This window comes from Thioalkalivibrio sulfidiphilus (genome assembly GCF_000377945.1).
GTDB lineage: Bacteria > Pseudomonadota > Gammaproteobacteria > Ectothiorhodospirales > Ectothiorhodospiraceae > Thioalkalivibrio_A > Thioalkalivibrio_A sulfidiphilus_A.
Window position 1 is genome coordinate 1 of sequence record NZ_KB898943.1, and the last position, 19,860, is coordinate 19,860.

Here is a 19,860-nt window from a genome sequence, read left to right on the forward strand (position 1 = left end):
TCACCCGCGAGGAAAACACCCCGTTGGCGTAGGCATACGTCAGCACCTTCACCATCATCGCCGGATCAAACGGCTGTCGGCGCCTGCCATCGCCTTCATAGCGGGCATGAAACGCCGTGAGATCCAAGGCGTCCACCGCATCGGAGACGAAGTAGGCCAAATGCTGCTCCGGAAGCCACTCCTTGAGCGACGCGGGCAACAGTAACTGCTGATCGGGATTGTAGGGGCGGTAGGTCGTCGGCATAGCCAATTCTAACGCTGCAGGTTTCTACCGCCCAGGCTCCTAGCCCCGGCGCTTCCGTTACCATGGGGCATGGATGCCCACCCACCGCCACTATCGGATCCTGCACCCCGTCTCTGGGACTACGCCTGTGCCGCCTATGCCCGCCCGGGCGTGGGCGAGACCTGTCTCGACTGGCAGGCCCGCTACCAGGCCGACATCCCCCTGGTGCTGGCCCTGTGCTGGCAGGCGGCGCGTCGGCGCGCCATGCCGGATCCCGCCGGGCTGTGCGCGTTGCGCGAGGCGCTGGCGCCCTGGCGCGGCGCTACGGTGCTGCGCCTGCGCGCCCTGCGCACCCGCCTCAAGCCCCTGAGCCCGCCTCGGAGCCGCGGCGCGCAACTGCGCGCCGCCGTGCTGGCGGCGGAACTGGAGGCGGAACGGGTGCAGCTGGAATACCTGGCCCGGGCACTGCCGGACGCACCAGGACAGGAGGCATCCACCGGGCCGGCCCGACAGGCGCTGGCGCACTATCTGGCAGGGCTGGGGGTGCCGGACGGCGAGCGGGATCAGGCCGTGGCGACCCTGCTGAGGCAGCTCGATGCCCCGCCTCACGATGGCCTGGAAACCGGGCGCTGACCCGTCGGGCTTGTTCGGCGCATCCCTGCGCCTCACCCCATGGGGGCTCGCGCGACGAATCGCTCCCGGCGATTCGTTCAGCCCGACCCGCATGCCTGCGGCAGTGAATTTGTGAGTCCGGGTATCAGTGCACGGGAGATGCATAGGACACCATGGGTTTCGGTTCAATCCATGTTCCCGCGTCCCTGAACTCCCCACGCGATCAGCGGTGTCCGCATCCGCCAAAAAGGCACCGCTCACTCCAGGCTGCGGCTGGCGATCTCGTAGACATCCCGCGACAGCCCGTGGGTGTCCACGATGCGCTTGAGGGCCTGCCGCATCAGCTTCTGACGGCCCGGATCGTAGCGTTTGAAACGGCTCAGGGACTTCACCAGCCGGGCGGCCACCTGGGGATTAAGGGGGTCCAGGGCGAGCACCTGGTCTGCCAGGAACTGATAGCCCGAACCATCGGCGGCATGGAAGTGCACCGGGTTGGCGGTGGCGAAGGCGCCGATCAGCGCCCGCACCCGGTTGGGGTTGCGCAGGTTGAAGCCCGGGTGATCCATCAGGCGCTTGACCCGCTCCAGGGCGCCGGGCAGACAGGTGGCGGCCTGCAGGCTGAACCACTTGTCCAGCACCAGGGGTTCGTCCTTCCAGCGCGCCTCGAAGGCGGCCAGCGCCGCCTCCCGCTCCTCGCAGGGGCAGTCCATGAGGGCGCGCAGCCCACCCATGGACTCGGTCATGTTGCGGGCATGGCGGAAACGGGCATAGGCCAGGGCGCGGCCATCGCCGTCACCGGTGGCGGCCAGGTAGGCGTAGGCCAGGTTGGCCAGCCGGCGCCGGCCCATGGTGGTGGCGTCCAGGGCCAGCGGGTCGGTGTCACCGTGCCGGTCGACGATGCCTCGCCAGCCCTGGCCGAGGCGATCCCCCAGGCCCCGGCGCAGGAACTGCCGGGCCTGGTGAATGGCATCCACGTCCACCACCTCCATCTGCTCCGCCAGGTAGCTCTCCCCGGGCAGGCTCAGGGCCTCGGCCACCAGGGCCGGGTCCAGTTCCCGGTCGTCCAGCACCCGGGCCACCGCCTCGACGAAGCGCGCGTCCAGGGCGGGCTTGCGCCCGGCCTGCAGCTCGGCCACCAGCTTGAGCAGGATGCGCACGGCGTACTGCTGGCCCGCCTCCCAGCGGTTGAAGTCGTCGCCGTCGTGGGCCATGAGGAAGGCCAGCTGCGTGTCGCTGTAATCGAACCTGAGCTTCACCGGTGCGGAGAAGTTGCGCAACAGTGAGGGCACCGGCGCCTCGGGCACGTCCTCGAACACGAACACGTGATCCGGCGCGGTCAGCTCCAGGACCCGTTCGCCGCCGGCGGCACGACGCTCGCCCTCCAGGCGCAGGGGGATCTCCCGTCCCTCGCTGTTCAGCAGGGCCATGGCCAGGGGGATGTGCAGGGGCAGCTTCTCCGCCTGGCCCGGCGTGGGCGGGCAGGACTGGCGCACCGTGAGCCGGTAGCGCCGGGTCTCGGCATCGTAGGCCCCGGCCACATCCAGCACCGGCGTGCCGGCCTGGTCGTACCAACGGCGAAACTGGGAGAGGTCCCGGGCGCTGGCGTCCTCCATGGCGCGCACGAAATCGTCGGTGGTCACCGCCTGGCCGTCGTGGCGCTCGAAATACAGGTCCAGCCCCTGGCGGAAGCACTCGCGGCCCAGCAGGGTCTGGATCATGCGCACCACCTCGGCGCCCTTCTCGTACACCGTCATGGTGTAGAAGTTGTTGATCTCCATGTACGACTGGGGACGCACCGGGTGGGCCATGGGGCTCGCGTCCTCGGGGAACTGCAGGCTGCGCAGGCGCTGCACATCGTCGATGCGCTTGACCGCGCGCAGGCTCTGGTCGGCGGTGAATTCCTGGTCCCGGAACACCGTCAGCCCTTCCTTCAGGGACAGCTGGAACCAGTCCCGGCAGGTGACCCGGTTGCCGGACCAGTTGTGGAAATACTCGTGGGCGATGACCGATTCGATGGCCACGAAGTCCTCGTCGGTGGCGGTGTCGGCACGGGCCAGCACGTACTTGGAGTTGAAGACGTTGAGGCCCTTGTTCTCCATGGCCCCCATGTTGAAGTCATCCACGGCCACGATCATGTAGACGTCCAGGTCGTACTCCCGGCCGAAGGTCTGCTCATCCCAGGCCATGGACTTCTTGAGCGAACGCATAGCGTGGTCGCACTTGTCCAGGTTGTGCCGCTGCACGTAGATGCGCAGGGCCACCTCCCGCCCGGAGCGGGTCACGAAGCGATCCTCCTGGCAGGCCAGATCGCCGGCCACCAGGGCGAACAGATAGCTGGGCTTGGGGAAGGGATCGTGCCACAGGGCGTAGTGCCGGCCGCCGGGCAGGTCGCCGCGCTCCAGCAGGTTGCCGTTGGACAACAGCACCGGGAAGGCCGCCTTGTCGGCACTCATGCGCACCGTGTACTCGGCCATCACGTCGGGACGGTCCGGGAACCAGGTGATGCGCCGGAAACCCTCCGCCTCGCACTGGGTGCAGAAATTGCCGCCGGAGACGTACAGCCCCTCCAGGGCCGTGTTGCGCTCCGGGTGGATGAGGGTCTCGATGGCCAGCTCGCAGCGCTCAGGCAATCCCTGGATCCACAGCTGATCCCCCTCGATGCGCCAGGAGGCCGCATCCAGGGCGCGGCCGTCCACGGCCAGGGAGACCAGGGTCAGATCCTGGCCATAGAGCATCAGAGGCTGGCCGTGCGCGCCCTGTTCACGGGCGATCGAAAGCCGCGAACGCACCCGGGTCTCGGCGGGGTCCAGCTCGAAATCCAGGCTCACCCGCTCCACCCGCCAGGCGGGCGGCGTGTAGTCCTTGAGGTAGATGGTGCGCGGGGCGGCGTCTTTCATGGAGCGAGTCCTGGGGCTGGAGGTGCCCGGAGGCGGGGCAGAAGATGGATTCAAGACTATAGCCTCAGCCGGCACCGGGAGACCAGACGACCTGGGGCCAGTGAGGCTTTACAGCGCTGAACTTAACAAAATTGTCATGTTTCGGACGGGCGGTAGAAAAGCCGGGCACAACCGTGCATGGGTCTCACTTTTCCAAACACTGTATTCAATCTAGCCTTACACACAAGGGCAACGCTAACGGTTCGCAGGGAAACCGATGGATACGCGGCCCCACATGTCAACACACCAAATAAGACCCGCATCACCTGGAGTTGAAACCATGAAAACCAAGAACCTGTTCGCCCGTCTGAGCCTGATGCTGTTCTGCCTGCTGCCCGTCGTGGCCGCGGCCAACTACGCCTCCCCCGAGACCGTGCCCGGCACCACCTACGTGAGTCCCGCCGATGCCAAGGCCCTGTTCGACCGTGGCGTGCCCTTCGTGGACGTGCGCACCGCCTCCGACTTCGAGGCCGGCCGCATCCCCGGCGCCGAGAACCTGACCGTGGAGCGTGACCAGTCCCAGAGCAAGATCACCGAGCAGAGCCTGCTGGAAGTCATCGGCTCCAAGGACGCCGAAGTGGTCCTGTACTGCAACAGCACCCCCTGCTGGCGCACCGCCGTGGCCGCCGAGCGCGCCGTGGAATGGGGCTTCACCAAGGTCTACTACTACCGTCTGGGCTTCCCCTCCTGGCGTGACGCCGGCTACCCGGTGGAATAAGCGGGCCTGAACACCGGCGCGCCCCGGACACCGGGCGATGCGCCCACGCAGGGAAGGCGCGCAAGGCCTGTTTCTATGGAAACGCCTTGCGCGCTTTTTTTTGCCCACCCCGATGCCCCGAGCATCCTAAAGACCCACCGCGCTCGGCCGACAAACATACAAGAACCATAACAAGGCGCACCACAGCGCCGACACGAACTGCACAGAGGAGTTTTCCATGTCCCTGAAGATGCGACTGACGCTGCTCGCCCTGGGCGCCCTGCTGTTCGCCTCCATCGCCCTGATCGGCACCGCGCGCATGGCCCAGAGCGAGGCAGAGACACGCTTCGAGGCCCTGATTCTGAGCAGCAAGGCCGAGCTCTGGGGCAAGATCCTGAGCACCGAGGTGGAGCGCATGGGTACCGGCATGCAGGGCCTGACCCGGGATCGCAACACCCTGGCGGCCATGGCCGCCGGTGATCGTGCCGCCCTGGCCGACAGCGCACGCCCCACCTTCAACCGCCTGAGCGCCTCGGAGACCATCTCCCGCCTGCAACTCACCGATACGAGCGGCCAGGTGCTGTTCTCCGCCCCGGCGGATTTCACCGGTGTCACCCGCAAGGCGGTGGTGCAGCAGGCACTGGCGGAGCGCGCCGTGGTCCAGGGCTTGCAGCGGGACGAGGACGGCACCCTGGTCACGGTGCTGGCCTTCCCCATGTACCAGCGCGGCCAGCTGGCCGGTGCCGGCGTGTTCATGCGTACCCTGGACACGGCACTCTCCGACCTGTCCATGGCCAACGAGTCGCGCAACTTTATCGTCGGTCAGCGGGGCGTGGAGTACAGCACCGACGAGGGCTTCCTGCAGACCATCACCGGCGACACGGCCCGGCTAGTGGCCGGTGAGCCGGTGCAGCGGGTCCGGGATCGCGACGGCCGCTGGTACTCCGTGGCGGTGATCCCCGTGACGGCCCCCGACGGCCAGGCCCTGGCGCACCTGGTCAGCGTCAGTGACTACACCGAGAGCTTCAATTCCCAGGCCAACATCAACCGCCTGGCGATCCTGATCTCCGTGCTGGTGCTGGTGGTGCTGGCGGTGCTCATCTACTGGTACACACAGCGCGCCTTCGCGCCGCTGCTCGGCGCCGTGGACACCCTGGACGCCATCGCCAAGGGCGACCTGAGCCACGACCTGCCCGAGATCAACCGCCGCGACGAGACCGGCCGGCTGATGACCGCCATGCGCACCATGCTGCTGCGCCTGCGGGACATGATCAACGAAATCAACGCCGCCACCGGCCAGGTGGCCGCGGCGGCGGAACAGATGTCCGCCACCACCCAGCAGACCAGCGCCGGCATCCAGCGCCAGCGCGGCGAGATCGAGCTGCTGGCCACGGCCATGACCGAGATGAGCCAGACCACCCAGGACGTAGCCCGCAACGCCCAGGAGGCGGCCGACTCCGCCAACGCCGCCAAGCAGGAATCCACCAGCGGCGAGAAGGTGGTGCACCAGACCATCGGCGCCATCGAGGCCCTGGCCGCCTCCGTGGAGGAGACCGCCCAGGTGATCCAGCGCCTGGAAAACGACACCGACAACATCCGCGTGGTCCTGGACGTGATCCGCGGCATCGCCGAGCAGACCAACCTGCTGGCGCTCAATGCCGCCATCGAGGCCGCCCGGGCCGGTGAGCAGGGCCGCGGCTTCGCCGTGGTGGCCGATGAGGTGCGCACGCTCGCCACCCGCACCCAGGATTCCACCCAGGAGATCCAGCGCATCATCGAGCAGCTCCAGGGCGGCGCCGGCGAGGCGGTCAAGGCCATGGAGAACGGCCGCGGCAAGGCCCACAAGACCGTGGAGGAAGCCGCACGGGCGGGCGAATCCCTGTCCCGCATCCGCGCCGCGGTGGAGGTGATCACCGACATGAACCACCAGATCGCCAGCGCCGCCGAGGAACAGAGCGCGGTGGCCGACAACATGAATCAGAGCGTGGTGACCATCAACCACGTGGCCGAGGAGACCAGCGCGGGAGCGGTACAAACCGCCAACGCCTCCGAGGAGCTGGCGCAGCTGGCGATGCGCCTGCAGGAGCTGGCGGGCCAGTTCCGCACCTGAAGGCGGCTTGAAAATGACGCCGTGGGGGCCATACTCCGGGTAGGCATACCGAACCCGGGAGGCCCCCATGTTCGTCAAAGACCGCAACAATGGCCATCTCGTCGAGGTGATCGACGGCGCCGCCCTGATGGACCCGATCCAGAAGCAGTTCAAGGGACGCTACAACTGGGGTGAGGATCTGCCCGAGCCCGAGGCCTTCACCAAGGCCGACATGATCTTCCCCTCCGGCGAACCCCTGCCCCGCTGCTGGCTCGACATCCACTACCGCGACAACGAACTGCGCCGCTGAGACAACCCTGCGGCCCGTGTGCTTGAAACCGCGGCGGGCCGCAGGGAAGATGGGTCTGCGAAAAACCTTCTGCCGCAGAGACGCGGAGAAAGGAATCGGACAGGATTAACATGATTTACATGATAGTGAAGGCTTCGCCTTGACTGAATTAATCCCGTAAATCCTATTAATCCTGTCGATGTTTTCAGTTCTCTGCGTCTCCGCGCCTCTGCGGCAAATCGGGAAACAAACAACCATGAATATCCAGACCGACATCGAGCGCAAGCTGCGCGAGGCCTTCGACCCCGTTCACCTGGAAGTGGTCAACGAGAGCGCCAATCACAACGTGCCGCCCGGCTCCGAATCCCACTTCAAGGTCACCATCGCCAGCCAGGCCTTCGAGGGCGAGCGGCTAGTGGGGCGCCACCGCAAGGTGAACGCGGTGCTCTCCGAGGAACTGGCCGGGCGCATCCACGCCCTGGCCCTGCACACCCTCACCCCGGACGAGTGGTTCGAGCGCGCCGGCAGGGTGCCCGACTCGCCCCCTTGCCTGGGCGGTTCCAAGGCCGGCTGAACACGTGGGCGATGTCATTCAATTCAAGCGGCCCAAGGCCGCGGAGAAGCACAAGGGCAAGACCCTATGCCGCTCCAACTTTCACAAGTGGGAAGTGCTCAAGGAAAAGCAGTTCGACGTGAAGCAGGGCAAGCTGGTCACCGTGGAGCGTTGCGCCCGCTGCGGCGAGATCCGGGTCAGGACGACCTGAACAAAGGCAATTCAAGATTCAAAATTCAAGATTCAAAGGTGATGGGGTTCCTTTGAATTTTGAATCTTGAATTTTGAATCTTGAATTTTGAATCTTGAATTTTGAATCAAACATCACTCCCCCGGCACATCGCACCGGCCGAAGAAGTCGAAGTGATCCAGACCCTCGCTGATGCCACCCGCGTGCCCGGCGCGGGCGAAGTAGATGCGCTGGAAGCCCTTCAGACGCCGCAGCTCCGGATGGTGGTTGCCCACCACCACCCCCAGGGTGCTGCCGCGCAGCATGTCCTCGTCGTTGCCCGAGTCCCCCGCCACCAGGATGCGCTCCAGGGGGATGCCCCACTTGTCCGCGAAATAGCGCACCGCGAAGCCCTTGGAGGCCCGGGCCGGCAGCAGGTCCAGGAAGCGGTCGTGGGAGTAGATGATGTTGGCGTGCAGGTCCTGCTGGTGCAGCAGACGTTCGATCTCCTGCATGGAAGGGGCCAGCTCCGGGTCCACGAAGAAGCTCAGCTTGTGGCGGCGCTGATCGATCTCCGGCTGCAGTTCGATCCCCGGCAGCTCCAGCAGCTGCACTTTCAGCCCCTCCCGGTCCCAGCGGTGGTCGATGTGCTGTGACCAGCCCTGGTCGGGCGTGATCTCCGGGCCGTAGTGGACCTCGGCACCCACGGAGGTGATGAGCAGGTCCGGCGTGGGCACGCCCCATTCCTGGAGCACTTGCAGCGCCGAATCCAGGCGCCGCCCGGTGGCGATGCCGAAGGCCACGCTGCCGCCTTCGTCCTTGAGACGCTGCACCAGGGCACGCAGGCTGTTGCGATCCCCCAGCAGGGTGTTGTCGATATCGGAGATGATGGCGCGATCCGCCCTGGCCAGCTTGCCCGAGAGACGCTGCTGCCCGCGACGGAAGCGGCTGGCCTCCCGGCGCAGGGATTTCACCTGCCTGATGTACTTCTCCGCATGTCCCTCCCAGGCATAGTGCCTGCGCACGCCCTTGAGTCCGCTCTCGGACAGCTTCTTCCAGTGTTCCCGGTCGCTGACGATCTTCCAGATGGCCTCGGCCATGGCCCGTGCGTCCAGGGGATCCACCAGGGTGCCGTTGTGACAGTGGCCCACGATGTCCCGGGGACCGCCGTCCCGGGTGGCGACGATGGGCGCGCCGCAGGCGGCGGCCTCGATCAGCGTCAGGCCGAAGGGCTCGGTGAGCGCCGGATTGACGAACACGCCCCGGCTGCGGGTCACCAGGCGATAGAAATCGGGCACGTCGTCCGCGCTGTGATGCTTCGGGTAGGCCACCCGGCCGTAGAGGTCGTACTCGTCGATGCGCAGCAGCACCTCGGTGAGGACCTCGCGGGCGCCCTTGTCCAGATCGCGGATTGCATCCCGGTTGCCGGCCACCACCACCAGGTTGGCGTGCTCGCGCAGCTTGTCATGCCCGGCAAAGGCCTCAATCAGGGTGGGGATGTTCTTGCGCTCGTCGGGCCGTGACAATGCCAGCACCAGGGGCAGATCAGGCCTTCTCAGGAAACGACTGAGCACATCCCACACCGCCGGGCGGCGGCCGCGGGGTTTCGGCGGCGAGAAGCGCCCCAGGTCGGTGCCGGGGGGCAGGACCACCATGCGCTCGGGACGGTAGTGGTCGTAGAGGCCGTACTGCTCCTCCACCTCCTGCTGGGTGCTGGCCACCACCCGGTAGGCGTGGGCCAGGGTCTCCTCTTCGGCCTCGATGCGCCGGGACATGTTGTAGCGGGACTCGATGTCCTCGTCCTTGAGCCCCTTCTCCCGCAGGCGCTCGCGCTTGACCCGCCCCAGGGAATGCCCCGTGTGCACCAGGGGCACGCCCAGCAGGTTGGACAGGCGCGTGCCCACGTAGCCCGCATCCGCGTAGTGGCTGTGGATCACGTCCGGCATCAGGCCCACGCTGCGCACGTGCCGCAGGGCGTTGTCCGCGAAACAGTCCAGGTAGGGCCAGAGGGTCTCCTTGCGCAGGTAGCGGCGCGGACCGCAGGGCAGGCGGATGATCCAGGCGTTCTCGGCGAGCGGCTCCTCGGGCCGGGCGTAATCATCGGAGACCTTGGCATCGATCACCTGGCGGGTGATCAGATCCACGCGCCCCACCTCCGGATGGGCCGCAAGCGCGCGGGCCAGTTCCACCACGTACTTGGTCTGACCGCCGGTGTCTGCGTCGCGGCCCAGCTCCAGCTCTTCTGCGCGGATCAGGCCGTGCACGCTGACGAGCACGATATACAGGCCCTCGCCCTGCCGGGCCTTGCTCTGGGTCTTCTTCATGGGGCTTCCTCTGCACCTCCGAGTCGCAGCATGTCGAGGCCCGAAGGATCCTTGATGAATTTGTCCGCCAGGATCAGCGCGGTGGCGGACCAGGTCTGGTTGTAGTTGGCGCGCCGGCCGATCAGCCGGCCGTTGCGCCCGTCGTAGTATTCGGGCCAGCCGTCATGGGCCAGCCGGTGCAGGGCCACCTCCCGGGCGCGCTCGGCGAGATAGCCATGGCCGGTATTGAGCGCCGCGGCCACCAGGGCCCAGATGAGCGTCGGCCAGTTGCCGCCGTTGTGGTAGGACCAGGGGATGTTCTTGGGGTCCGAACCGGTGAGCAGGCGCCATTCCTCGCCCTCCATGGCGGGGTAGCAGATCTTCACCGGCATCATGCCCGCCAGGTCGTCCCAGCGCTGCTGGAACACCTCCATAATGAGCCGCGACTGGCGCGCATCCGCCAGGCCGAACAGCACGGCCAGCAGGTTGCCGAAGGAGAAGAAACGAAAATCCATGCGCCCCGGCCCCAGGTTGCCCACCAGGTAGCCGGCATCCTCGGGCAGCCAGTCGGTGACCCAGTCGGGGATGCTCTCCGGGTAGATGTTCAGCGCGTTCTCGATGTCGTGGCCGAACATCTCGGTGCGCGCCCGGTGGATGTGGTTGAGCCGCGCGAGATCCAGCCAGTAGTAGTGGCGCACGTAGTCGGTGAGCTGATCGAGCCGCTTGCGGGACTGGCGGATCACCGCCTGGCTTTCGGCGTCCGCGGGATCGAGCATGGCGAGCCCCGCCTGCAGTGCGCCGAAGAACAGGGCCTGGATCTCCAGGGGATGACCGTAGACGCCCATGCGGCGGTCAATCATGAATGAGCCGTCGGGCACCAGCAGGGTGGGGAACACCTCGAAGCGGTCCTGCAGGCAGATGTTGAGGATCAGCCGGATGCCCCGCTGGCACTCGGTGCTGCGCACGAAGCCCGTATCGCCGGTCACCCGGCAGTAGGCACGCAACAGGATGATCCACCACATCATGGAATCCACCGGCGCCACCCGGCCGATGGCCCGGTCGCCGAAATCGGCGTGCAGTTCCTCGCGGCCGTCCTCGTGGACCAGGACGCGGAAGCTGGCGGGCATCACCTTGGGCAGCAGGCGATGACCTTCCATCTCCTCCTGCTGGTCGCGCAGTCGCAGCACGATGGAGAGAAAATTGCGCACGATCTCGCCCCGCCCATCGAGCAGAAACACCAGGCCCGAGGGCACGAAGTCGCGAATGAAGCAGTCGGCGTAGTTCTCCGCCGGGGCATGGGCATCGAGACTGGCGATGGTGCCCACCGGCTGGCCCTGGTAATGCACCATCGAGGCCTCGAGCAACCGGTAGGCGGAAGCGATAGGGTCGGTCACGCCGGTTTCCCTGAAGAGAACGGATGAATGGAATGCTTATTTCATACTACCGGATCAGAACGGGGGAGACACGGGTTTGAAGTAGGAAGTAGGAAGTGGGAATTGGGAAGTGCGAACTGGGAGCCTTTACTTCCCACCTCCCAATTCACACTTCGCACTTCATTTCCCACTTCCCAATTCACACTTCGTACTTCACCGGGGGTGGACCGGCATCGGCGGCGGTGTGGCGGGTTTGGCAAACAGGTAGCCCTGCACGTAATTCACGCCGGACCCCTGGAGCCACTGCCATTCGGCGATATGCTCCACGCCCTCAGCGATGGTCTGGATGCCCAGGTCCCGGGCCATCTCCACCAGCTTGCCGAGCACCTTCTGCTTAAAGGAATCCTCGTGCACGCCGGAGACCAGTTCGCGATCAAACTTGACGAAATCGGGCTTGAGCTGGGCGAGCAGGTTCAGGGAGGCGTAACCGGCACCCAGGTCATCCAGGGCAACGCGGAACCCCTTTTCACGATAATAATTGATGATGCGCAACAGGTGCGGCACGTCGCCCACGTGCTCGCTCTCCACCACCTCGAACACAAACTGTCCGGGATCGACCCCCACCTTCTCTGCCTCCTTCACCGTGGTCTGCAGACAGAAGGAAGGCTCGTAGATGGTGGTGGGATTGAAGTTGATGAACACCGGCGTGGAGAGGCCGTGTCCCACCGCCTGGCGGATGGCGTTGATGCGCGCGGCACGGTCCAGGTGGAAGGTGAGTTCCGAGGCCTTGGCCTGGGCCAGCAGCTTGCCCGGATAGACCACGGTGCCATCCGGCATCTGCCCGCGCATCAGGGCCTCGTAGGCGAAGGGTTCGGCGGGGCGGTCGATGTGCACGATGGGCTGGTAGTGGAAGCTCAGGCGCTCATCGTCGATCATGTCCATCAACCAGTCGCTGCTCAGGCGCGACAGCAGGGTCGAGAGGGGCTGGGTCTGCATCAGCTGGGCGATGCCGAAGCCTTCCCCCCGGGGCAGGAAGACGGCACGACAGCCCTCTACCTCGGCCTCGCTCATCAATCGAGTGAGCAGATCCCCCAGGGACTGGATGCCCTGTTCGCTCACCGGCACACCCAGCACGCCGGGGGCCGGCACATCCACCATCAGACCCTGCTCGGCCAGGCGCTTGGCAAGCGTCTGGTGGGTGTGACTCAGGAAGGGCGCGAGGAACAGGGTACCCGGGCCGTTCTCGGGCCGGCGGATGGTTTGACAGTCTTTGCAGGCCATGTGGGAACGCCTTAATGTGGGTTGAGCGGGCATGACCCCGGAACACACTGGGATGCCTGTCACATAATTGGGTCCAGAATACCCCATCGACCTGGTGCGATTAAGAGGAGAGTGCCCCGATGAAAGACCCGAACGACGAAACCGGCGATTACAGCGACGAACGACTGCGCGAGCGGCTGAGCCCCGAGGCCTTTGCGGTCACCCGACGGGCGGGCACCGAGCCGCCCTTCAGCGGCAGCTACTACGATCACCACGAACCGGGCACCTACCTGTGCGTCTGCTGCGGCGCGCCGCTGTTCAGTTCCAGCCACAAGTTCGACTCCGGCAGCGGCTGGCCCAGCTACTGGCAGCCGGTGTCGGAATCGGCACTCACGGTGCACCGCGACACCAGCCACGGCATGATCCGCGACGAGGTGCGCTGCGCCCGCTGCCACGCCCACCTGGGCCACGTGTTCCCCGACGGCCCGCCGCCCACCGGCCTGCGCTACTGCATCAACTCGGTAGCGCTGGCATTTGAGAAAGGCTGATTCAAAATTCAAAATTCAAAGTTCAAAGGTGGAGGCCCTCTCTCCGTGCATTCCCTTTGAATTTTGAATCTTGAATGTTGAATCAGATCTTTGCTTCCCCGTAGCGCTCCTCCAGCTCCCGGATGCGTCGGCCGGTGTCGCCGGGGGAGCCGCTGTGGCGGGCCAGGGTCTGGTAGGCCACGGGCACCACGAACAGGGTGAAGAAGGTGGCGAACAGCACGCCTGAGAACACCACGGTGCCGATCACGAAGCGGCTCTCGGCGCCGGGTCCGCTGCCCAGGATCAGCGGCAGGGTGCCCATCACCGTGGTCACGGCGGTCATCAGTACGGGGCGCAGGCGCAGGCGCGCGGCATCCATCAGGGCCTGGTGAAACCCGATACCCTGGTCACGCAACTGGTTGGCGAACTCCACGATCAGGATGCCGTTTTTGGCCGCCAGGCCGATGAGCATGACGATGCCGATCTGGCTGTAGATGTTGAGCGTCTGGCCAGTCACCCACAGCCCGAACAACGCGCCGGCGATGGCCAGCGGCACCGTGAGCATGATCACCAGCGGGTGCACGAAGCTCTCGAACTGGGCCGCCAGCACCAGGAACACCACCAGCAGGGCCAGGGCGAACACGAAGATCACCGCCCCGCCCGCCTTGCGGAATTCCAGGGAGTCCCCCTTGTAGTCGATGCGCGCGGTCTCCGGCAGCAGCTCGGCGGCGATCCGGTCCAGGTAATCCAGGGCCTCGCCGAGGGTGTAGTCATCGGCCAGCCCGGCGGTGATGGTCACCGCGCGCATGCGGTTGTAGCGGTTGAGGCTGGCCGCGTCCGCCTGCTCCACGAAGGTGACCAGGTTGGACAACGGGATCAGCTCGCCGCTGCGCTGGGACCGGACGTAGATGTTGGTGATGTCGTTGGGCGTGCGGCGCTGCTCGCGCTCGCCTTCCAGGATCACGTCGTACTCCTCGCCCCGGTCGATGTAGGTGGTCACGCGCCGTGAGGCCAGCATGGTCTCCAGGGTGCGGCCGATGGTCTCCACGGACACGCCCAGGTCCGCGGCCCGGTCCTTGTCGATGGTCACCATCAGCTGCGGCTTGGTCTCCTTGAAGTCGGAATCCAGGCCGCGCAGGCCCGGGTTTTCCGAGGCGCGCTCGATGATCAGGTCGCGCCAGCGTGCCAGCTCCTCGTAGTCGGGGCCGCCCAGCACGAACTGCACCGGCTGGCCGGCGCGTCGCCCGCCCAGTCCCTGGCGCATCACGGTCACCGCGCGCACCCCCGGGATCTGGGCCAGCTCCGGCTGCAGGGCGGTCATGATCTCGCTGGCCGAGCGTGAACGCTCGTTCCAGTGCTGCAGCACCACGATGCCGATGCCGTCGTTGACCACCTCGGAATTGCCGAAGCTGCGCGGCGTGCGCGCCAGCACGCGGATGGCCTCGCCGCTCTCCAGCAGCGGCATGAGCCGCTTTTCCACCTCGCGCATGTTTTGCACCATGGTGGGATAGCTGGTGCCCTCCGGCGCATTGACGAACACGAAGAAGGCGCCGCGGTCCTCCCGGGGGGCATACTCGTTGGGGATGATCTGGATCAGCACGGCGATCACGGCGAACAGGCCGATGAGCACCACGCCGGTGACCACCGGGACCTTGAGGGACAGGGCCAGCACTCGGCCATAGAGATTGCCCAGGCGCTCGAAGGCCACGTGCATCACGTGGCTCAGGCCCGTCTTCTGGTTGTCGGCGCGTATCAGGCGCGCGCACATCACCGGCGAGAGGGTGAGCGCCACCAGGCTCGAGAAGGCCACGGCAGCGGCCATGGCCAGGGCGAATTCCGTGAACAGCCGGCCGATGTTACCCTGCAGGAAGGCGAGCGGCACGAACACCGCGATCAGCACCAGGGTCGTGGCCACCACCGCGAAGCCCACCTGCCGCGCACCCCGGTAGGCGGCCAGCAGCGGCGGCTCACCCAGTTCGATGCGCCGGTGGATGTTCTCCAGCACCACGATGGCGTCGTCCACCACCAGGCCGATGGCGAGCACCAGGGCCAGCAGGGTGAGCAGGTTCACCGAGAAGCCCAGGGCATAGAGCGCGGTGAAGGCGGCGATCAGGGACACGGGCACGGTCACCGCCGGGATGAGCATGGCGCGCACGTTGCCCAGGAACAGGTAGATCACCAGGATCACCACGCCCATGGCGATGAACAGGGTGGTGTAGACCTCCTTGATGGCGCCCTCGATGAACACGGAACTGTCGTAGCTCTGATTCAGATAGACGCCTTCAGGCAGGCTCGGCCGGATACGCTCGGCCTCGGCCTTCACCGCCTGGGCCACCGCCAGGGTGTTCGCAGTGGACTGCTGGATGATGCCCAGCCCCACCATCGACACACCATTGCCGCGCAGCTCGGTGCGCTCGTCCGCCGGGCCGATCTCCACCCGGGCCACCTCGCCCAGGCGCACCAGGTGCCCGTCGTCGCCACGCCGGACCACCAGGCGCGCGAAATCCTCCGGGGTGCTGTAGGCGCGCGCCACGCGCACGTTGAACTCCCGGTCCAGGGATTCCACCCGACCAGCGGGCAGTTCCACGTTTTCGCGCCGCAGGGCCTGTTCCACGTCTTCCACGGTGAGCCGGCGGGCCGCCAGGGCCTCCCGGTCCAGCCAGATGCGCATGGACTGGGTCAGCGCTCCGCCGACACGCACCAGTGCCACGCCCTCCACCACCGAGAAGCGATCCACCAGGTAGCGTTCCGCATAGTCGGTGAGCTCCATGCGATTGAGCCGATCGCTGGAGAGATTGAGCCACAGGATCACGTCGGCGTTGGTATCAGCCTTGAACACCATGGGCGGGTCCGCCTCGTCGGGCAGCTGGCGCACTACCCGGGAGACCGCCTCGCGCACGTCGTTGGCGGCGGCATCGATGTCGCGGCCCACATCGAACTCGATGGTGATGCGCGAGCGTCCGTCGGCGCTGTCGGACTGGATCCACTGGATGCCCTCGATGCCGCTGACCCGGTCCTCGATCAGCTGGGTGATCTTGGTCTCCACGATGGCGGCATTGGCGCCCGGGTAGTCGGTGAGGATAGTGACCACCGGCGGGTTGATGTCCGGGTATTCGCGCAACGGCAGGCGGTCGAAGGAGATGATGCCGAAGGCGATCAACAACAGGCTGATGACAACCGCAAAGACCGGCCTGCGGTTGGCGACATCCGAGATGATCATGGGCGCTGTGCCTCGGCCTCGTCCTGCGCCTGGGTACCGGCCGGCTCGCGCGGGGCCACCTTCACGCCGGGACGCACCCGGTGGGTGCCCTCCACCACCACGCGCATGCCCTCCTCCAGGCCCTCCAGCACCTCGACCCGGCCCGGGGCACGACGTCCGGTGCGGATCAGCAGGCGCTCCACCCGATCCTCGTCGTTGACCACGAACACGTACTGCTCGTCACGCACGGGCACCAGGGCGCTCTCGGGGATGGACAGGGACACCGCCTCGTTTTTCTCCAGGCGCACGGTCAGCAGCATGCCGGGACGCAGCAGCCTTTCATCGTTGGGGATCTCGGCGCGCACGATGCCGGCTCGGGTGGCGGGGTCGATGCGCGAGTCCACGGAGGTGACCGTGCCGCGGAAGTCCCGGCCCGGGTAGGCGGCGCTGCGCGCGGTGATGGTCTGTCCGGGGCTTACGCCGGGCAGGAAGGTCTCCGGCACGGTGAAGTCCAGCTTGATGATGCTGATGTCGTCCAGGGTGGTGATCAGGGTGCCCGGGCTCACCAGGGCGCCGACACTCACCCGGCGCAGGCCCAGCACCCCGCTGAAGGGGGCGCGGACCACGCGGTCGTCCAGGCGGGCCCGGGCGGCCTCCAGCCGGGCCTGCGCCTCGGCGACCCGGGATTCCTGCTCGTCCAGGCGCTGGCGCGGCAGGGCACGATCGGCCACCAGGCCGCGGATGCGGTCCAGTTCGCGGCGCTGCTCGGCCAGGCGCACTTCCGCCTCGCGCAGCTCGGCCTGCTCCTCGGCGCTCTCCAGGCGCACCAGCAGGTCACTCCGGCGGACCTGTTGCCCGTCGGTGAAGTTCAGCGCCTCGACGCGCCCGGTGACCTTGGCGGCCAGATCCACGGATTCGTTGGCGCGGGCCGTGCCCAGGGATTCCAGGGTGGTGACGTAGGTGTCACGACTGACCTCGGCCAGCACCACCGGTACCGGGCCGCCGCCTGCGCCGCCCCCGCCCGCCTGACGGGCCGGGCCCTGCTGCTGGAAATGCATCACCACCGCCACCGCAATGACCGCGGCGACCATGAGCACCAGGGGCGCGAGACGCTTTTTCACGCAATCGAATCCTCAGGCAAGGTGTGGGTCAAACCAGGTGCTCGCGCCCGTGGGGGGCACCGAAGTCGACCTCCGGCCCGCGGGGGACGATACCACTGGGATTGAGCTGTGCGTGACTGCCGTAGTAGTGGGTCTTGATCTGGTCAAGATGCACGGTCTCGGCGATCCCATCCATCTGGTACAGCTCCCGGGTGTAGGCCCAGAGATTGGGATAGTCCACGAGCCGACGGCGGTTGCACTTGAAATGGCTGTAATAGACCGCGTCGAAACGCACCAGGGTAGTAAACAGGCGCCAGTCGGCCTCCGTCAATCGATCGCCCACCAGGTAACGCTGCCTGGAGAGCCGGTCCTCCAGCCATTCGAGGGTCTCGAATAGCCGCTGGTAGGCCGCCTCATAAGCCTCCTGGGTGGTGGCAAAGCCGCAACGGTAGACACCGTTGTTGAGGTTCTCGTAGATGCGCTCGTTGACCGCATCGATCTCCGCGCGCAAGGCCTCGGGGTAATAGTCCTCGTGGCGGTCCGTGAACGCCTCGAAGGCGCTGTTGAACATGCGGATGATCTCCGAGGACTCGTTGTTCACGATGGTGTCGCGCTGCCTGTCCCAGAGCACGGGCACGGTGACGATGCCCGTGTATTCTGGATCGGCCCGGCTGTAGAGCTCGTGCATATAGCGCGCGCCATGCACATGGTCCTGGGTGGAATCCGGGTAGGGCTCGAAGGTCCAGCCGGCCTCGTGCATGTAGGGGTTGACGATGGAGAGCCCGATCAGGTCCTCGAGCCCCTTGAGCTTGCGGAAGATCAGGGTGCGATGCGCCCAGGGGCAGGCCCAGGAGATGTACAGGTGGTAGCGTCCGGGCTCGGCGGGAAAACCGCCCTCGCCACTCGGTCCGGCCGCGCCGTCGGCGGTGACCCAATTTCGGAACTGGGAGTCCAGGCGCATGAATTCGCCGTCCTGGCTCTCCGCCTCCAGCCAGTCCTCGTCCCGCAGGACACCCTTGATCATCAAACTCATTGTTTTTCCTCTGCGAATTCATCCCCCCAACCGATCCAGGGCGGCCTGCCGGCCGTCGATGCCCTGCGGGCAAGGGAATGGATGACCTGACTGGCGCATCCTCCATGCGACATGGCAAGGGCCCCGGGAGTTCACCCCCGGGGCCCTGCCCATAAACCCCGCCTGTCCCGGCGGGCTGGACGGCCTCAGCGGCCGCGGCGAGCGTCGATGCTCCAGGCACCGGCACCGTGGGCAAAGACGTACAGCAGACCGGCGAGCAGGAACATCACGCCCAGCAGGATGCGTCCGACCAGGGTGGAGACGGGATTCAATGCGTTCATTGTCGATGTCCTCTAGATATGTGTATTGACTTCCATGCCCATTATCTACGCATATTTTCGATATAAAAGCGCAAAATATTGACTTATTTGATCTAATAAATAGATAGATTTCACGAGTAAGGGATGACATGAAAACTCCCCGGGTCACCTTGGAACAATGGCGCGTCTTCCAGGCAGTGGTGGACTACGGCGGCTTTTCCCAGGCCGCGCGCCAGCTACACCGCAGCCAGTCCTCGGTGAGCTACGCCGTGGCGAAACTGCAGGAACAGGTGGGCATCCCCCTGCTGCGCATCGAAGGTCGCAAGGCGGTACTGACCGAGGCGGGCGAGGTGCTGCTGCGCCGCTCCCGGACCCTGCTCAAGGATGCGGGCAGCCTCGAGGAGCTGGCCCGGTCCATCAGCGAGGGCTGGGAATCGGAGGTCCGCCTGGTGGTGGACGCCGCCTTCCCGCCGGAACTGCTCATGGAGGCCCTGCGCCGCTTCATGCCGCTCAGCCGCGACACCCGCGTGCAGCTGCAGGAGGTGGTGCTCTCCGGGGCCGAGGAGCTGCTGCTGGCCGGTAATGCCGACCTGGTCATCGGCACCAGCGTCCCGGCCAGCCACCTGGGCGACCTGCTCATGGAGATCGAATTCATCGCCGTGGCCCATCCCGCGCATCCCCTGCACCAGCTGGACCGCACCCTCACCAGCCAGGACCTGCGCGATCACATGCAACTGGTCATCCGGGACTCGGGCTCCCGCCGGCGCACCGACTTCGGCTGGCTGGACGCGGAACACCGCTGGACGGTCACCAGCCTGGACACCGCCGTCAGCGCCGTCACCGCGGGGCTCGGCTTCGGCTGGCTGCCCCGGCACCGGATCAGCCAGGCCCTGGCGCAGGGGCGCCTCAAGGCCCTGCCCCTGAACGCGGGCCTCACCTACACCGCGCCCCTTTACCTGGTGTTCCGCGATCAGGACAACGCCGGGCCGGCCACCCGGGCCCTGGCCCGGGTACTGAACCAGATCTGCCGCGGCGAGACCGCCGAAGAGCCGGAGACCTCGCCGGACATGTCAGCTTTCCCGACGGATGGCTACCCGGAACCCTCTGATTCGGGGAATAATGGGGCACAATACTCATAAGATATTCGCCGCCTCCGTCTGAATGTCAGGTAGCCCGTGGCGAGTGACCCAAGATGACC

16 protein-coding genes and 1 pseudogene are annotated in these 19,860 nt (G+C 66.3%); 8 read left to right on the forward strand and 9 right to left on the reverse strand.

Features of this window, described 5'->3' with window-relative positions:
* Positions 1-244 (reverse strand): annotated as a pseudogene (locus D580_RS15410) (IS5/IS1182 family transposase); the annotation flags it as partial.
* Between the two features lie 69 nt (positions 245-313).
* Here D580_RS15410 and D580_RS15415 point away from each other — a divergent pair.
* A complete protein-coding gene (locus D580_RS15415) occupies positions 314-856 on the forward strand; it encodes a TIGR02444 family protein (protein ID WP_081617270.1) in 543 nt (180 codons plus the stop codon).
* A gap of 236 nt (positions 857-1,092) precedes the next feature.
* On the opposite strand, the gene pepN is transcribed toward D580_RS15415, so the two are convergent.
* Positions 1,093-3,732 (reverse strand): aminopeptidase N, encoded by a 2,640-nt coding sequence (pepN, locus tag D580_RS0110130; RefSeq protein WP_018954275.1) that lies wholly within the window; start codon positions 3,730-3,732, stop codon positions 1,093-1,095.
* A gap of 319 nt (positions 3,733-4,051) precedes the next feature.
* Between pepN and D580_RS0110135 the strand changes: the two genes are divergently transcribed.
* The 5 genes from D580_RS0110135 to D580_RS0110155 all read left to right on the forward strand — a co-directional run bounded on the left by D580_RS0110135 (position 4,052) and on the right by D580_RS0110155 (position 7,610).
* A complete protein-coding gene (locus tag D580_RS0110135) occupies positions 4,052-4,489 on the forward strand; it encodes a rhodanese-like domain-containing protein (RefSeq protein ID WP_018954276.1) in 438 nt (145 codons plus the stop codon).
* A gap of 217 nt (positions 4,490-4,706) precedes the next feature.
* Positions 4,707-6,578: a methyl-accepting chemotaxis protein gene (locus D580_RS0110140; protein ID WP_018954277.1), complete on the forward strand. Its 1,872-nt coding sequence runs from the start codon at positions 4,707-4,709 to the stop codon at positions 6,576-6,578.
* 67 nt (positions 6,579-6,645) lie between these two features.
* Positions 6,646-6,867 (forward strand): hypothetical protein, encoded by a 222-nt coding sequence (locus tag D580_RS0110145; protein WP_018954278.1) that lies wholly within the window; start codon positions 6,646-6,648, stop codon positions 6,865-6,867.
* A gap of 235 nt (positions 6,868-7,102) precedes the next feature.
* Entirely contained in the window at positions 7,103-7,420 is a 318-nt protein-coding gene (locus tag D580_RS0110150; protein WP_018954279.1) for a BolA family protein, read from the forward strand.
* 4 nt (positions 7,421-7,424) lie between these two features.
* The gene (locus D580_RS0110155) at positions 7,425-7,610 is read left to right on the forward strand and encodes a hypothetical protein (protein ID WP_018954280.1); all 186 of its coding nucleotides are present in this window, start codon (positions 7,425-7,427) and stop codon (positions 7,608-7,610) included.
* Positions 7,611-7,723: 113 nt separating this feature from the next.
* Here the strand turns inward: D580_RS0110155 and D580_RS0110160 are convergent, their stop codons facing one another.
* The 3 genes from D580_RS0110160 to D580_RS0110170 all read right to left on the reverse strand — a co-directional run bounded on the left by D580_RS0110160 (position 7,724) and on the right by D580_RS0110170 (position 12,525).
* Positions 7,724-9,892 (reverse strand): HAD-IIB family hydrolase, encoded by a 2,169-nt coding sequence (locus D580_RS0110160; protein WP_018954281.1) that lies wholly within the window; start codon positions 9,890-9,892, stop codon positions 7,724-7,726.
* Positions 9,889-11,265: a glycoside hydrolase 100 family protein gene (locus D580_RS0110165; protein WP_026289890.1), complete on the reverse strand. Its 1,377-nt coding sequence runs from the start codon at positions 11,263-11,265 to the stop codon at positions 9,889-9,891. The genes D580_RS0110160 and D580_RS0110165 overlap by 4 nt, the downstream gene beginning before the upstream one ends.
* Before the next feature lie 192 nt (positions 11,266-11,457).
* Positions 11,458-12,525 (reverse strand): EAL domain-containing protein, encoded by a 1,068-nt coding sequence (locus D580_RS0110170; RefSeq protein ID WP_018954283.1) that lies wholly within the window; start codon positions 12,523-12,525, stop codon positions 11,458-11,460.
* A 119-nt stretch (positions 12,526-12,644) separates the two neighbouring features.
* On the opposite strand from D580_RS0110170, the gene msrB reads away from it, so the two are divergent.
* Entirely contained in the window at positions 12,645-13,052 is a 408-nt protein-coding gene (msrB, locus tag D580_RS0110175; RefSeq protein WP_018954284.1) for a peptide-methionine (R)-S-oxide reductase MsrB, read from the forward strand.
* 82 nt (positions 13,053-13,134) lie between these two features.
* On the opposite strand, the gene D580_RS0110180 is transcribed toward msrB, so the two are convergent.
* From D580_RS0110180 to D580_RS16985, 4 genes are all read right to left on the reverse strand, one after another.
* Positions 13,135-16,251 carry an efflux RND transporter permease subunit gene (locus tag D580_RS0110180; protein ID WP_018954285.1) on the reverse strand — a complete coding sequence of 1,039 codons (3,117 nt, stop codon included), beginning with the start codon at positions 16,249-16,251 and terminating at the stop codon, positions 13,135-13,137.
* Complete coding sequence (locus D580_RS0110185) at positions 16,248-17,351, reverse strand: efflux RND transporter periplasmic adaptor subunit (protein ID WP_018954286.1); 1,104 nt, start codon at positions 17,349-17,351, stop codon at positions 16,248-16,250. Before D580_RS0110185 ends, D580_RS0110180 begins: the two co-directional genes overlap by 4 nt.
* Before the next feature lie 28 nt (positions 17,352-17,379).
* Positions 17,380-18,363 (reverse strand): glutathione S-transferase family protein, encoded by a 984-nt coding sequence (locus D580_RS0110190; protein ID WP_026289891.1) that lies wholly within the window; start codon positions 18,361-18,363, stop codon positions 17,380-17,382.
* A gap of 185 nt (positions 18,364-18,548) precedes the next feature.
* Positions 18,549-18,683: a hypothetical protein gene (locus D580_RS16985; protein WP_018954288.1), complete on the reverse strand. Its 135-nt coding sequence runs from the start codon at positions 18,681-18,683 to the stop codon at positions 18,549-18,551.
* A 128-nt stretch (positions 18,684-18,811) separates the two neighbouring features.
* On the opposite strand from D580_RS16985, the gene D580_RS0110200 reads away from it, so the two are divergent.
* On the forward strand, positions 18,812-19,801 hold the full coding sequence (locus D580_RS0110200) for a LysR family transcriptional regulator (RefSeq protein WP_026289892.1): 990 nt from the start codon (positions 18,812-18,814) through the stop codon (positions 19,799-19,801).
* Positions 19,802-19,860: the final 59 nt, after the last annotated feature.

Coding starts and splice junctions, on each gene's coding strand:
- D580_RS15415 (WP_081617270.1), top strand. CDS start 314: ATGGATGCCCACCCACCGCCACTATCGGATCCTGCACCCCGTCTCTGG.
- pepN (WP_018954275.1), bottom strand. CDS start 3,732: ATGAAAGACGCCGCCCCGCGCACCATCTACCTCAAGGACTACACGCCG.
- D580_RS0110135 (WP_018954276.1), top strand. CDS start 4,052: ATGAAAACCAAGAACCTGTTCGCCCGTCTGAGCCTGATGCTGTTCTGC.
- D580_RS0110140 (WP_018954277.1), top strand. CDS start 4,707: ATGTCCCTGAAGATGCGACTGACGCTGCTCGCCCTGGGCGCCCTGCTG.
- D580_RS0110145 (WP_018954278.1), top strand. CDS start 6,646: ATGTTCGTCAAAGACCGCAACAATGGCCATCTCGTCGAGGTGATCGAC.
- D580_RS0110150 (WP_018954279.1), top strand. CDS start 7,103: ATGAATATCCAGACCGACATCGAGCGCAAGCTGCGCGAGGCCTTCGAC.
- D580_RS0110160 (WP_018954281.1), bottom strand. CDS start 9,892: ATGAAGAAGACCCAGAGCAAGGCCCGGCAGGGCGAGGGCCTGTATATC.
- D580_RS0110170 (WP_018954283.1), bottom strand. CDS start 12,525: ATGGCCTGCAAAGACTGTCAAACCATCCGCCGGCCCGAGAACGGCCCG.
- msrB (WP_018954284.1), top strand. CDS start 12,645: ATGAAAGACCCGAACGACGAAACCGGCGATTACAGCGACGAACGACTG.
- D580_RS0110180 (WP_018954285.1), bottom strand. CDS start 16,251: ATGATCATCTCGGATGTCGCCAACCGCAGGCCGGTCTTTGCGGTTGTC.
- D580_RS0110190 (WP_026289891.1), bottom strand. CDS start 18,363: ATGAGTTTGATGATCAAGGGTGTCCTGCGGGACGAGGACTGGCTGGAG.
- D580_RS16985 (WP_018954288.1), bottom strand. CDS start 18,683: ATGAACGCATTGAATCCCGTCTCCACCCTGGTCGGACGCATCCTGCTG.
- D580_RS0110200 (WP_026289892.1), top strand. CDS start 18,812: ATGAAAACTCCCCGGGTCACCTTGGAACAATGGCGCGTCTTCCAGGCA.